Genomic DNA, 12412 nt, shown 5'->3' with positions numbered 1-12412 from the left:
AAAAAAAAGCCCCGGCAACCGCCGAGGCATTTTTCAGGCTGGCCCGAAGGCGGCAGCCGCTTACTTCACCACTTTCAAGCTCGGCCGGCCAGTAGGGCGCGGCGGCTCGTTATCCGGTGGGGGTACATCATCGCCGCCTTGTCCTTCGATCGTTTCGTCGTCCTCGAAAGGCGACTCCAGATCGAACACCATGCCTTGGCCGTTCTCACGGGCATAAATCCCGAGGATGGCGCCGATCGGCACGAACAGCGTATGCGGCACACCGCCGAAGCGCCCTTCGAAACTGACCGCTTCATTGTCCATGTGCAGGTGGCGCACGGCACTGGGCGATACGTTCAATACAATCTGTCCGTCACTGGCAAAACCCTGCGGAACCTGCACCGCAGGAAATTCGGAGTTGACCAGCATGTGCGGGGTGCAATCGTTGTCCACAATCCACTCATAGAGCGCGCGGACCAAATAAGGTCGACTGGAGTTCATCAGCGGCTCCTTAAGCCTTAGCGCATATCGCGTTCGACACCAGACAGACTCGCCTGGAAAGCCTCACGCGCAAATTGGCGCTCCATGTAATCAAGCAACGGCTTGGCCGGCCGTGGCAGTTCAATGCCCAGAATCGGCAAGCGCCAGAGTATGGGTAATAGGCAGCAATCGACCAAACTTTGTTCCTCACTGAGGAAAAAAGGTTTGTCGGCGAACAGCGGCGAAACGCCGGTCAGGCTCTCGCGCAACTCCTTACGCGCCTGTACGCGCGCGGCCTCTTTACTGCGGGTATCCAGAATCACATCCACCAGCCCGCACCAGTCACGCTGGATCCGATGGATCAGCAGGCGGCTGTTGGCACGCGCCACCGGGTACACCGGCAGCAAAGGCGGATGCGGGTAACGCTCATCCAGGTATTCCATCACCACGGTTGACTCCCACAACGCCAGGTCACGATCGACCAGGGTGGGCAAGCTGCCGTAAGGGTTCACTTCGATCAGCTTCGGCGGCTGACGGCCCGCCTCCACACTGATGATCTCGGCGCTGACACCCTTCTCTGCGAGCACGATGCGTACTCGGTGGGAATAGTGGTCGGCGGGGTCGGAGTAACAGGCCAACCGGTTGGTCACGCCCATGGCGGTCCTCCTCGCTTGTTGAAATTATCGAAAGCTCAAAAACGAGCGCGCCCAGAGAGCATCTCTGTAACGTCCGGTAAAACCGGCGCTACGTGTTCAGAGATGCCGCTGGGCGCGCAAGATTAACAGCAATTGCTTACGGTTGGATCAATGCACATCCTTCCAGTACTCGCGTTTGAGCAGATAGGCGAATACGAAGAAGAAAGCCAGGTACAGCAAGACGTACGTACCGATGCGCTGGTGCTGCAGTTTGACCGGGTTGGCCGAATAGGCCAGGAAGGTCACCAGGTTCTTGACCTTCTCGTCGAACTGCTCGTCGTTCAGCGTACCGGTCTTGGGCACGATGGTCAGTTGATCGCACGCCTCATGGGTCAGCGGCGTGCCGGTCAACGGATCATATTGCTTCTTGCCGTCTTCAACGACCTGAACCTGCTTGCATCCTACCACCTGGCGACCCTGCAGGCCGACCAGAACGTTAGGCATGCCGACGTTCGGGAACACTTTGTTGTTCACGCCCCAGGGGCGGGCCGGGTCTTCGTAGAAGGACTTGAGGTAGCCGTAGAGCCAGTCGGTGCCCCGCACCCGCGCCACCAGGGTCAGGTCGGGCGGAGCTGCACCGAACCAGGCCTTGGCGTCCGCCGGCTTCATACCGATGTTCATGTGGTCGCCGATCTTGGCCCCGGTGAACACCAGTTTTTCCAGCATCAACTCATGGGGGATGCCCAGGTCGTCGGCCACCCGCTCGTAGCGCTGGAACTTGGCGCTGTGGCAGCCCATGCAGTAGTTGGCGAACGTGCGTGCACCATCCTGCAAAGCGGCTTTATCGGAGACGTCGATGTCGACCTTTTCCAGTTGCGCGCCATGCTCGGCGGCCAAAGACAGGAGCGGCAGGGCCGCAAACACTAATGCAACGAATAATTTTTTCATCAGCCAGTCACCCTTTCCGGAACCGGTTTGGTCTTCTCGAGCCGGGTGTAGAACGGCATCAGAATGAAGTAGGCGAAGTACAGGAAGGTGCAGACCTGCGACAGCAACGTGCGCTCAGGGGTCGGCGCCAGTACGCCCAGCACGCCCAGGATCACGAACGAAATGCAGAACACCCACAGCCAGATCTTGCTCAGCCAGCCCTTGTAGCGCATGGACTTGACCGGGCTTCGGTCGAGCCACGGCAGCACGAACAGCACCGCAATCGCCGCGCCCATGGCGATGACGCCCATGAGCTTGTCGGGGATCGCACGCAAAATGGCGTAGAACGGCGTGAAGTACCAGACCGGGGCAATATGCTCGGGCGTTTTAAAAGCGTTGGCCTGTTCGAAGTTGGGCTTCTCCAGGAAATAACCGCCCATCTCCGGGAAAAAGAACACGATCGAGCAGAACACGAACAGGAACACGACGACGCCGACAATGTCTTTCACGGTGTAGTAAGGGTGGAATGGAATGCCGTCCAGCGGGATGCCGTTCTCGTCCTTATGCTTCTTGATATCCACGCCATCCGGGTTGTTGGAGCCGACTTCATGCAGCGCCAGGATGTGCAATACCACCAGGCCCAGGATCACGATCGGCAAGGCCACGACGTGTAAGGCAAAGAAGCGGTTCAGGGTGATACCCGAGATCAAGTAGTCACCACGGATCCATTGGGTCAGGTCGTTGCCGATGACCGGGATGGCACCGAACAGCGAGATGATCACCTGGGCGCCCCAGTACGACATCTGGCCCCATGGCAACAGGTAGCCCATGAAGGCTTCGGCCATCAGCGCCAGGTAGATCAGCATGCCGAACACCCACACCAGCTCGCGGGGCTTCTGGTACGAGCCATAGAGCAGGCCACGGAACATGTGCAGGTAGACGACGATGAAGAACGCCGATGCGCCGGTGGAGTGCAGCAGGCGCAGGATCGAGCCGTACTCGACGTCGCGCATGATGTATTCAACGGAGGCGAACGCCTCTTCCGCCGAAGGCGTATAGCTCATCGTGAGCCAGACACCGGTGACGATCTGGTTGACCAGCACCAGCAGTGCCAGGGAGCCGAAGAAGTAGAAGAAGTTGAAGTTTTTTGGCGCGTAATATTTGCTGAGATGGTCTTCCCACATTTTGGTGGCGGGGAAGCGCGCATCCACCCAATTCATGAACTTGCTCATCACGCGTTCTCCTTATCGAGGCCAATGACAATAAGGTCGTCAGTTTCGTAGGTGTGCGGAGGAACCGGCAGGTTCAAGGGTGCAGGCTGGGACTTGTAGACACGGCCGGCGAGGTCGTAATGGGAACCATGGCAGGGGCAGAAGTAACCACCCACCCAGTCCTTGCCCAAGTCGACGGGCGCGACTTCCGGGCGAAACGTAGGCGAGCAACCCAGGTGGGTACACAGACCCACCAGCAGCAGGATCTCCGGCTTGATCGAACGTGCTTCGTTCTTGGCGTAGGCGGGTTGGTCGGATTTCTCGGATTTGGGGTCAGACAACTGGCCTTCAATCTTCTTGAGATTTCCCAGGATTTCCTCGGTACGACGAACAATGAAAACCGGCTGGCCGCGCCATTCAGCAATCATCTGCTGCCCTGGCTCGATCTTGCTGACATTCACCTTCACCGGTGCACCTGCGGCTTTCGCCTTGGCACTGGGAAACCATGACCCCACGAACGGGACCGCAGCCCCCACCGCTCCTGCAGCACCCACCACGGATGTGGCTGCTACCAAGAAGCGACGCCGGCCTGCATTCACGCCGTCATTGCTCATTCAGTCCTCTCCCATCAGCTTTTTGGCCTGTTAAATCAGGCGTCTACTAAGTATTGAATCTTTACTTATAAAAATTTTGACGGATGGTAATGAAAAGCCCCACGTATGACAAGGGAATTGCCCGGACCACTACCCCCAGGCCTTGTAGTATAGGGGGTCTACGGATGTGGCAAGTTGTCACGGCGAAAAATCTGCATAAATCCCAGGCAATAAAAAACGCCCAGCTCCGTGAGGAGGCTGGGCGTTTTTGTGGAACGTAAAGCGAATTAACGCTTCGAGTACTGCGGACGCTTACGCGCTTTACGCAGACCGACTTTCTTACGTTCAACTTCACGGGCATCGCGAGTCACGAAGCCAGCTTTGCGCAGAGCGCCACGCAGGGTTTCGTCGTACTGCATCAGAGCGCGAGTGATACCGTGGCGGATTGCGCCAGCTTGACCACTTACACCGCCACCGATAACGGTGACGTAGATGTCGAACTTTTCAACGGTCTCGGTCAATTCCAGCGGCTGACGAACTACCATGCGGGCAGTTTCGCGGCCGAAGAAGTTGTCCAGGGAGCGGTTGTTGATCGAGATGTTACCAGTGCCCGGACGCAGGAAAACGCGTGCGGTTGCGGTTTTGCGACGGCCAGTGCCGTAATTTTGAGTCGCCGACATAATGAACTATTCCGTTAAAACTTCAGTTCTTGGGGCTGCTGAGCAGCATGAGGGTGTACAGCGCCCGCATAGACTTTCAGCTTGCGAAACATATCGCGACCCAGTGGGCCCTTAGGCAGCATGCCTTTGACCGCGATTTCGATCGGGGCTTCAGGCTTCTTGGAGATCAGGCCTTCAAAGTTGGAAGACTTGATACCGCCTGGGAAACCGGAGTGACGGTAGTACATTTTGTCTTGCGCTTTGTTGCCGGTAACACGTACCTGCTCAGCGTTGATGATGACAATGTAGTCACCGGTATCAACGTGCGGGGTGTATTCAGGCTTGTGCTTGCCACGCAGACGGCTGGCGACTTCAGTGGCCAGACGACCCAGGGTCTGACCAGCGGCGTCGACGACAAACCAGTCGCGCTGAACTGTTTCCGGTTTTGCAGTAAAAGTTGTCATTCTTTAATAGCCTCAGGGGCCGCCCTGTAAATTAGACGGCGGATCTTACTGAATAGTGCGTACTTTGACAAGGTCAAAGGCAGCCGGATACAGACGCTATCGGGGGCTCGGGTCAGCGCGTCCGTTCAACGGCAAGATTCTTCGGCAGGCGGCGCATCACTTCCACTGCAGAAAGAGGTGGGCAATTATGCAGATTGCGAAAAAAAATTCAACCTGCTTTTATGATTGTTTTCCCTGAAGGAGTACCCGATGGATTATCGACAGCTGGGCCGGACCGATCTGAACGTAAGCGCGATCGCCCTGGGCACCATGACCTGGGGTGAGCAGAACAGCGAGGCAGAGGCCTTCGCCCAGATCGAACGGGCCAAGGCCGCGGGCATCAACTTCCTCGATACGGCGGAAATGTACCCGGTACCGCCCAAAGCCGACACCTATGCCACGACCGAGCGGTATATCGGCAATTACTTCAAGAGCCGTGGCGACCGCGCCGACTGGATCCTCGCCAGCAAGATCGCCGGCCCCGGCAACACCATCGATTACATCCGCGACGGCCACCTGCGTCACAACCGCAAGCACATCATCGAGGCACTGGATGCCAGTCTCAAACGCCTGCAAACCGACTGGATCGACCTTTACCAACTGCACTGGCCGGAGCGCAGCACCAATTTCTTCGGCCAACTGAGCTACACGCACAAGGACGAAGACGACCTCACGCCACTGGAAGAAACCCTCGAAGCGCTGGATGAGCAGGTCAAGGCCGGCAAGATCCGCCACATCGGCCTGTCCAACGAAACGCCGTGGGGCACCATGAAATTCCTGGCCCTGGCCCAAGCCCGTGGCTGGACCCGCGCGGTGTCGATCCAGAACCCCTACAACCTGCTCAACCGCAGCTTTGAAGTGGGCCTGGCGGAGATCGCGATTCGCGAACAATGCGGCTTGCTGGCCTACTCGCCGCTGGCGTTCGGCATGCTCAGCGGCAAGTACGAGGGCGGCGCGCGCCCGGCCAAGGCGCGCCTGACGGAGTACAGCCGCTTCAGTCGCTACTTCAATCCGCAGTCGGAAGCGGCGTGCAGCCGTTATGTGGCACTGGCGCGGGAACATGGCCTGGACCCGGCGCAGATGGCATTGGCGTTTGTGACGCAACAGCCGTTTGTGACCAGCAATATCATCGGCGCAACCAGCCTGGAGCAACTGGACAGCAACATTGCCAGTGCCGAGCTGAAACTGTCGAAAGAAGTGCTGGAAGGGATTGAGGCGATTCAGAAGGATCATCCGAATCCGGCGCCCTGATTGACCTTCAGGCCGCCATCGGGGGCAAGCCCCCTCCCACACTTGACCGTGCTCACAGATCAAAATGTGTGCAGATCAAAATGTGGGAGGGGGTTGCCCCCGATGAGGCCATCAGCCACACCACAAGATCAAAGCGCCCGCGCAATGATCTCCTTCATGATCTCATTGGTCCCCGCATAAATGCGCTGCACCCGCGCATCCGCCCATGCCCGGGCAATCGGGTATTCCCACATGAAGCCGTAGCCGCCGTGCAGTTGCACGCACTCATCGAGCACCTTGCATTGCAGGTCCGTCGCCCAATATTTGGCCATTGCCGCCGTGGGCACATCCAGCTTGCCTTCCAGGTGCAGTGCCAGGCATTTATCCACGAACACGCGGCCGATCTGAATCTCGGTGGCCATCTCCGCCAGCTTGAACCGGGTGTTCTGAAAGTCGGCAATCGCCTTGCCGAACGCCTTGCGTTCGCGGGTGTATTCCAGCGTCCACTGCAAAGCGGCCTCAGCAGATGACAAGGCACCAATCGCCACGGTCAATCGCTCCTGAGGCAACTCCTGCATCAGGTACGCAAAGCCCATGCCCGCCTGGCCCAGCAGGTTTTCCCTGGGCACTCGCACATCCTGGAAGAACAGCTCAGAGGTGTCCTGGGCCTTCATGCCGACTTTCTTCAGGCGCTTGCCCTTGTCGAAGCCCGGTGTATCGGCTTCCACCAGGAACAGGCTGGTGCCCTTGGCACCGGCCTTGGGGTCGGTCTTGGCCACCACGATGACCAAGTCGGCCAGGTAGCCATTGGTGATAAACGTCTTGGAGCCGTTGATCACATAGTCATCACCGTCCAGCACCGCCGTGGTCTTCACCCCTTGCAGGTCGGAACCCGCCCCCGGTTCGGTCATGGCAATGGCCGTGACCATCTCGCCGGAGATCAATTTCGGCAGGTATTTGTGCTTCAGCGCCTCACTGCCGTAATGCAGGATGTACGGCGCCACAATGTCCGAGTGCAGGGAAAAACCGATACCGGTGAGACCCAGCCGGCTGATCTCCTCGATCACCACCGCGCTGTACAAAAAGTCCGCGCCCAGCCCGCCGTATTCCTCCGGCAGATGAGAACACAGCATCCCCGCCTCCCCCGCCTTGCTCCATAAGTTGCGGTCGATATAGCCCTGTTTCTCCCATTGCCCATGGAATGGCGCCGCGTCCTTTTCAAGAAAGGTGCGCACGCTCTCGCGAAAGAGTTCGTGCTCCGGGCTGAACAAGGTTCTGGCAATCATGGGTCACCTGCGTGGATTGTCGGACAAAAACGCTGCCACAGAGCCTATGCCGCGAAGGCATCACGGGACACTGGACACATGCGACAAAAAATAAGACGATCCAGCCGTCTGGTGACCACTTTCCCCTATAAGAATAAATGAAATTATGTCTAACCAAATCTCCACGCCGTTGCGGCGCGTCAGCATTCTGGCCATTGATCGGGTATTTGCTTCAACCCTTATGCAAGCCAAGGATTTTTTCCACCTCGCCAGCCTGCGTTACGGCAAGCAACAAGGCCTGGGCCTGACCCCTGCGTTTGAAACGCGCCTGGTCAGCCCCGACGGGCAATCAGTGCGAAGCTTCAGCGATGTGATCATGCCGGTGGACGGTGGCCTGGAAGACGCCGACATCATCGTGCTGCCGGCCTTCTGGGACGACTTCGACGCCATGTGCACCCGCTACCCCCAGGTGCTGCCGTGGCTGCGCGAGCAGCACGCACGCGGCGCTGTGTTGTGCGGCGAAGCCACCGGGGTGTTCTGGCTGGCCGAGGCCGGCCTGCTCGATGGCAAGGAAGCGACCACTTACTGGCGCTTCTTCACTGTATTCAGCGAACGCTTCCCCCAGGTGCAGCTCAACCAGGACAAGCACCTGACCGACGCCGACAACCTGTACTGCGCCGGCGGCACCACCTCAGCCTGCGACCTCTACATTTATCTGATCGAACGCTTCTGCGGCGCCAACATCGCCCAGGCCGTGGCCCGCGACATACTGTATGAAGTGCAACGCAGCTATTCGCCAGGGCGCATCGGTTTTGGCGGGCAGAAGCTGCACCAGGATGTGATCATCCTGCAGATCCAGCATTGGCTCGAAGAACACTTTGCCGACAAGTTCCGCTTCGAAGACGTCGCCAGGGAGCACGGCATGAGCATCCGCAACTTCATGCGGCGCTTCCAGGCCGCCACCGGCGACAAGCCACTGCATTATCTGCAACGGTTGCGCATCGAGACCGCCAAGGGCCTGCTGTCGGCCAGTCGCAAAAGCATCAAGACCATCAGCTACGAGGTGGGTTATGACGATGCGAGCTTTTTTGCGCGGTTGTTCAGGCAGCACACCGAGTTGTCGCCGAATCAATATCGACAACAGTTCCAGCAAGCGGCGTAGCCACGCCCCACAGGAGTGCGCGAAAGACCCTGCGAACCCGCAATGGCGTGGGGTCCTGCAAAAATCGCTACGATCGCATTCCCTAATTCAGACACAAGATAGTTCGCAGCTCTTACGGCAGAACAGGAAAAAAACGAATCCACTCCAGGCTGTGAGCGTGCACGCTATCCGTTGAAGCGCCCTTAGCCAAGGGCTGCTCTTCCATAATCGCAAAGGCTCTTACAGGCCATTCAGCTCATATTTACACTGGAGCCTCACTATGCTTCCCGTCACAGGCAATAAACCCTACATGCCCATAGAAATGGACCAAACGGCCATGGGTAAAGAAGACAAAATGAAGGAAGAAAACAAGCATGAGGAAAAAAAGGACAAAGGTGAGATTAGGGTTGGCGGCGATGGTGCAACCTATCAGCTCATTAAGGGTAAATGGCAACAGATAGCTCCCCCACCCAAAAAACAATATGATTAGTTTCTGATCAGGACTACCCCACGAAAAAGCCTGCAAATCCGCAGGCTTTTTCACTTACTCACCAGCCTAAGGTTTGTGACCGCGCGACAGAAACTCGTGGGACTGCATCTCAAGCAAACGACTCAGCGTGCGCTGGAATTCAAAGTTCAAACGCCCGCCGGTATACAGGTCCTTGAGTTCGACTTCCGCCGAGATGATCAGCTTCACGTTACGGTCGTAGAACTCATCGACCATGTTGATAAAGCGCCGCGCGATGTCGTCGGTGGTCACGCCCATCTGCTCTACACCGCTCAAGATCACCGCATGGAAAATCTTGCCCAACTCGATGTAGTCATTCTGGCTACGCGGGCCGTCGCAGAGTTGGCGGAATTCGAACCAGGCCACGTCATCGCAGGTACGCAAGGCGATGATTTCGCGGTTCTCGATCATCAGCTTGTCGTTTTCCACCGCCTGGGTGCATTCCGGCGTAAGGGCGCGGAAGCTCTTTCTCAGGCTTTCGTGGGCCGCTTCGTTCAGCGGGAAGTGGAACAGCTCCGCTTGCTCGAGGTGACGCAAACGATAGTCGACGCCGCTGTCGACATTGACGATATCGGTGTTCTGCTTGATCAAGGCAATGGCCGGCAGGAAGCGTGCGCGCTGCAGGCCGTCCTTGTAGAGGCCATCGGGCACGATGTTCGAGGTGGCGACCAGGGTCACGCCGTTCTTGAACAACTCTTCCATCAAGGTGCCGAGGATCATGGCATCAGTGATATCGGAAACGAAGAACTCATCGAAGCAGATCACCCGCGCTTCGTCGGAGAAACGCTTGGCAATGATCGTCAGCGGGTTCTTTTCCCCCGGCAGGGTCTTCATCTCTTCGTGCACACGCTTCATGAAGCGGTGGAAGTGAGTCCGCACCTTTTCCTTGAACGGCAGCGCTTCGAAGAAGGTGTCCACCAGGTAAGTCTTGCCCCGGCCGACGCCACCCCAGAAGTACAGGCCCTTGACCGGCGCGTGGTCTTTTTTGCCAAACAGCTTGCTGAACATCCCCGGCTTGGTTTGCGAGGCCGCGACCAGGTCGTCATACAGGCGCTGCAAATGACGCACCGCATTTTCCTGGGCCGCGTCATGGAAGAAGTCAGGGCGTTTCAGATCAGCTTGATATCGTTCTAGGGGCGTCATAATTTCGTTAGCAAGGCAACAAAAACGGGCCGTCACTGTAACGACGGCCCTGGATAATGGCAATCAACCCTTGGTCGGGTTAATCCTCGGAAGGGGCCAACGCGACGCGCAACGCGGCGATGGCGGCATCGCGGGAGGCGCTGTCGGCGAACTCGGCGCTGTCGGCCACAGCGGCGTCGTCCAGCCATACGCTGAAGCGCTGGGCCTCGGTGCGTACGTCCAGCGCATCGCCGCTTTGCAGTTGCTTGGTCACCGCGCCAGCCGCTTTGCCGTCGGCGAAGTTGCGCGACAGCAGCAACTGCTCGCCATCGGCCGCCAACAGGCGGAAGCGGAAGCTGCCGTCGTCTTCACGAAAGCTCACGAAGCGCGCAGCCTTCGCTGTTTTCTTCTTGGTTGCGACCGGCGCCGCCGCCTGGTTGACGAACGAGCGCAGGCCCACCGCTTCGCGCAGCTCAGCCAGGAACGGCGCCGCCACGGCTCGGGCTTTTTTCGCGCCGATCAGCAGCAGGTCTTCCATGTCCGAGGGGCGCGACATCAGTTGGTGGTAGCGCTCGCGCGCTTCACTCAGTTGACCGTCCAGCAGCTGGAACAGACGATTCTTCGCTTCACCCCAGCCCAGGCCTTGCAGCAGGTCGCCACGGAATTCTTCCTCCTGGGCCTTGCTCGCAAACGCCTGGTACAGGGTGAACAAGTGGGAATTGTCCGGGTCCTTGGCCTCGCCGGGCGCGCGCGAATCGGTGACGATCCGCGAGATCGCGTCCTTCATGTCCTTGGCGCTGGTGAACAACGGGATGGTGTTGTCATAGCTCTTGGACATCTTGCGGCCATCCAGGCCCGGCAAGGTGGCGACGCTTTCTTCGATCAACGCTTCAGGCATGGTGAAGAATTCTTTACCGTTGCCGAACAGGTGGTTGAAACGCTGGCCGATGTCGCGGGCCATTTCCACGTGCTGGATCTGGTCGCGACCGACCGGCACCTTGTGCGCGTTGAACATCAGGATGTCCGCCGCCATCAGCACCGGGTAGCTGTACAGGCCCATGCTGATGCCCGCGTCCGGGTCTTCGCCGCTCTCCACGTTTTTGTCCACCGACGCTTTGTAGGCGTGGGCGCGGTTGAGCAGGCCCTTGGCGGCCACACAGGTCAGCAGCCAGGTCAGTTCGGGGATCTCGGGGATGTCGGACTGGCGATAGAACGTCACTCGGTTCACATCCAGGCCACCGGCCAGCCAGGTCGCGGCGATTTCCATACGCGAGCGCTGGATGCGCTGCGGGTCATCGCATTTGATCAGGGCGTGGTAGTCGGCCAGGAAGTAGAAGGAGTCGGCATTGGCGTCCTGGCTGGCAAGGATCGCCGGGCGGATCGCACCGGCGTAGTTGCCCAGGTGCGGCGTGCCGGTGGTGGTAATGCCGGTGAGGATGCGGGTACGGGTCGTCATGGGTGATCGCTTGTCGTCAATTCGAAAGGCGTGGCAGCACCAGATCCTTGAGATCGGTCAGCTTGCCATGAAAAAAGTGTCCGCATTCTGCCACTTTCAGCAGCTCATGGGGGCGATTCAAGGCGGCGGACCAGTCGTAGACGATTTGCGGGTCGACCACTTCATCGGTTTCCGGCTGGATCAGGGTCAACGGGCAACCCTGTGGCAGCACATCGGTCTCGCGCAGACGCATCACGGCAGCGGCGACCATGAACAGGTGCGCAAGCTTTTCACCCTTGGCTTCCAGGCGGCCACCCAGGCTTGCGGCCACATAGCCACCGAAGGAAAACCCCAGCAGGGTCAGCGGCAACTGCGGGTGTTTTTCCCGCAACCAGGTGGCGGCCGCTTCGGCATCGTCGACTTCACCGCTGGCCATATCGTGGGAACCGGCGCTGGCGCCGACGCCACGATAATTGAAACGCAACGTAATCAAACCGGCATCGCGCGCGGTGCGCTGCAGGGTCGACACCACTTTATTGAGCATGGTCCCGCCCTGCACCGGGTTGGGGTGGCAGATCAGCGCCAGGCCACGTGGTTCGGGGTGATCCAGATACAGGGCTTCCAGTTGACCCACCGGGCCATCGATCAAAACGGGGGTTTCACGCATGAGCAAGGATGAACTCCGTGACCTCTCAAGGGGTCGACTCGTCTAGCTAAAAGTCTG

Annotated in this window: 14 protein-coding genes; 3 read left to right on the top strand and 11 right to left on the bottom strand. The window is 58.6% G+C overall.

Going from position 1 to position 12412, the window contains the following annotated elements; genetic code table 11:
• Window positions 1-60: 60 nt before the first annotated feature.
• The 7 genes from BFQ04_RS15610 to rplM all read right to left on the bottom strand — a co-directional run bounded on the left by BFQ04_RS15610 (window position 61) and on the right by rplM (window position 4948).
• The gene (locus tag BFQ04_RS15610) at window positions 61-480 is read right to left on the bottom strand and encodes a ClpXP protease specificity-enhancing factor (protein ID WP_065883679.1); all 420 of its coding nucleotides are present in this window, start codon (window positions 478-480) and stop codon (window positions 61-63) included.
• A 17-nt stretch (window positions 481-497) separates the two neighbouring features.
• Window positions 498-1115, bottom strand: coding sequence for a glutathione S-transferase N-terminal domain-containing protein (locus tag BFQ04_RS15605; protein ID WP_010213164.1), 618 nt, complete (start codon window positions 1113-1115; stop codon window positions 498-500).
• Between the two features lie 147 nt (window positions 1116-1262).
• A complete protein-coding gene (locus tag BFQ04_RS15600) occupies window positions 1263-2042 on the bottom strand; it encodes a cytochrome c1 (RefSeq protein WP_065951593.1) in 780 nt (259 codons plus the stop codon).
• Window positions 2042-3253 carry a cytochrome b gene (locus BFQ04_RS15595; RefSeq protein WP_065951592.1) on the bottom strand — a complete coding sequence of 404 codons (1212 nt, stop codon included), beginning with the start codon at window positions 3251-3253 and terminating at the stop codon, window positions 2042-2044. The genes BFQ04_RS15600 and BFQ04_RS15595 overlap by 1 nt, the downstream gene beginning before the upstream one ends.
• Window positions 3253-3846: a ubiquinol-cytochrome c reductase iron-sulfur subunit gene (petA, locus tag BFQ04_RS15590; RefSeq protein ID WP_034095877.1), complete on the bottom strand. Its 594-nt coding sequence runs from the start codon at window positions 3844-3846 to the stop codon at window positions 3253-3255. The genes BFQ04_RS15595 and petA overlap by 1 nt, the downstream gene beginning before the upstream one ends.
• Window positions 3847-4112: 266 nt before the next feature.
• Window positions 4113-4505: a 30S ribosomal protein S9 gene (gene rpsI / locus BFQ04_RS15585; RefSeq protein WP_002555064.1), complete on the bottom strand. Its 393-nt coding sequence runs from the start codon at window positions 4503-4505 to the stop codon at window positions 4113-4115.
• A 14-nt stretch (window positions 4506-4519) separates the two neighbouring features.
• Window positions 4520-4948 carry a 50S ribosomal protein L13 gene (gene rplM, locus BFQ04_RS15580; RefSeq protein WP_003171742.1) on the bottom strand — a complete coding sequence of 143 codons (429 nt, stop codon included), beginning with the start codon at window positions 4946-4948 and terminating at the stop codon, window positions 4520-4522.
• Between the two features lie 249 nt (window positions 4949-5197).
• Here rplM and BFQ04_RS15575 point away from each other — a divergent pair, with 249 nt between their 5' ends.
• Window positions 5198-6238 (top strand): NADP(H)-dependent aldo-keto reductase, encoded by a 1041-nt coding sequence (locus tag BFQ04_RS15575; protein WP_065951591.1) that lies wholly within the window; start codon window positions 5198-5200, stop codon window positions 6236-6238.
• A gap of 128 nt (window positions 6239-6366) precedes the next feature.
• Here the strand turns inward: BFQ04_RS15575 and BFQ04_RS15570 are convergent, their stop codons facing one another.
• Window positions 6367-7503, bottom strand: a complete 1137-nt coding sequence (locus BFQ04_RS15570) for an acyl-CoA dehydrogenase family protein (protein ID WP_065951590.1) — start codon at window positions 7501-7503, stop codon at window positions 6367-6369.
• A 220-nt stretch (window positions 7504-7723) separates the two neighbouring features.
• Between BFQ04_RS15570 and BFQ04_RS15565 the strand changes: the two genes are divergently transcribed.
• Both BFQ04_RS15565 and BFQ04_RS15560 read left to right on the top strand, forming a co-directional pair.
• Window positions 7724-8644, top strand: a complete 921-nt coding sequence (locus BFQ04_RS15565) for a GlxA family transcriptional regulator (protein WP_175413293.1) — start codon at window positions 7724-7726, stop codon at window positions 8642-8644.
• 259 nt (window positions 8645-8903) lie between these two features.
• A complete protein-coding gene (locus tag BFQ04_RS15560) occupies window positions 8904-9113 on the top strand; it encodes a hypothetical protein (protein ID WP_065951588.1) in 210 nt (69 codons plus the stop codon).
• A gap of 66 nt (window positions 9114-9179) precedes the next feature.
• On the opposite strand, the gene zapE is transcribed toward BFQ04_RS15560, so the two are convergent.
• The 3 genes from zapE to BFQ04_RS15545 form a co-directional block, all read right to left on the bottom strand.
• On the bottom strand, window positions 9180-10274 hold the full coding sequence (gene zapE / locus BFQ04_RS15555; RefSeq protein ID WP_065951587.1) for a cell division protein ZapE: 1095 nt from the start codon (window positions 10272-10274) through the stop codon (window positions 9180-9182).
• Window positions 10275-10353: 79 nt separating this feature from the next.
• Window positions 10354-11709 (bottom strand): tryptophan--tRNA ligase, encoded by a 1356-nt coding sequence (locus tag BFQ04_RS15550; RefSeq protein ID WP_065951586.1) that lies wholly within the window; start codon window positions 11707-11709, stop codon window positions 10354-10356.
• A 16-nt stretch (window positions 11710-11725) separates the two neighbouring features.
• The gene (locus BFQ04_RS15545) at window positions 11726-12355 is read right to left on the bottom strand and encodes an alpha/beta hydrolase (protein WP_065951585.1); all 630 of its coding nucleotides are present in this window, start codon (window positions 12353-12355) and stop codon (window positions 11726-11728) included.
• Window positions 12356-12412 lie beyond the last annotated feature (57 nt).

The organism is Pseudomonas sp. 37 R 15 (assembly GCF_900004865.1).
Taxonomy (GTDB): Bacteria; Pseudomonadota; Gammaproteobacteria; order Pseudomonadales; family Pseudomonadaceae; genus Aquipseudomonas; species Aquipseudomonas fluorescens_AM.
The sequence above is the reverse complement of the archived record's forward strand: the minus strand, read 5'-3'. Positions and strand labels throughout refer to the sequence as shown.

Excerpts from the sequence above, each read along its gene's own strand:
- BFQ04_RS15595 (WP_065951592.1), bottom strand. The coding sequence starts at position 3,253 with ATGAGCAAGTTCATGAATTGGGTGGATGCGCGCTTCCCCGCCACCAAA.
- rplM (WP_003171742.1), bottom strand. The coding sequence starts at position 4,948 with ATGACAACTTTTACTGCAAAACCGGAAACAGTTCAGCGCGACTGGTTT.
- zapE (WP_065951587.1), bottom strand. The coding sequence starts at position 10,274 with ATGACGCCCCTAGAACGATATCAAGCTGATCTGAAACGCCCTGACTTC.
- petA (WP_034095877.1), bottom strand. The coding sequence starts at position 3,846 with ATGAGCAATGACGGCGTGAATGCAGGCCGGCGTCGCTTCTTGGTAGCA.
- BFQ04_RS15550 (WP_065951586.1), bottom strand. The coding sequence starts at position 11,709 with ATGACGACCCGTACCCGCATCCTCACCGGCATTACCACCACCGGCACG.
- BFQ04_RS15605 (WP_010213164.1), bottom strand. The coding sequence starts at position 1,115 with ATGGGCGTGACCAACCGGTTGGCCTGTTACTCCGACCCCGCCGACCAC.
- rpsI (WP_002555064.1), bottom strand. The coding sequence starts at position 4,505 with ATGTCGGCGACTCAAAATTACGGCACTGGCCGTCGCAAAACCGCAACC.
- BFQ04_RS15575 (WP_065951591.1), top strand. The coding sequence starts at position 5,198 with ATGGATTATCGACAGCTGGGCCGGACCGATCTGAACGTAAGCGCGATC.
- BFQ04_RS15560 (WP_065951588.1), top strand. The coding sequence starts at position 8,904 with ATGCTTCCCGTCACAGGCAATAAACCCTACATGCCCATAGAAATGGAC.
- BFQ04_RS15545 (WP_065951585.1), bottom strand. The coding sequence starts at position 12,355 with ATGCGTGAAACCCCCGTTTTGATCGATGGCCCGGTGGGTCAACTGGAA.
- BFQ04_RS15600 (WP_065951593.1), bottom strand. The coding sequence starts at position 2,042 with ATGAAAAAATTATTCGTTGCATTAGTGTTTGCGGCCCTGCCGCTCCTG.
- BFQ04_RS15565 (WP_175413293.1), top strand. The coding sequence starts at position 7,724 with ATGCAAGCCAAGGATTTTTTCCACCTCGCCAGCCTGCGTTACGGCAAG.
- BFQ04_RS15570 (WP_065951590.1), bottom strand. The coding sequence starts at position 7,503 with ATGATTGCCAGAACCTTGTTCAGCCCGGAGCACGAACTCTTTCGCGAG.
- BFQ04_RS15610 (WP_065883679.1), bottom strand. The coding sequence starts at position 480 with ATGAACTCCAGTCGACCTTATTTGGTCCGCGCGCTCTATGAGTGGATT.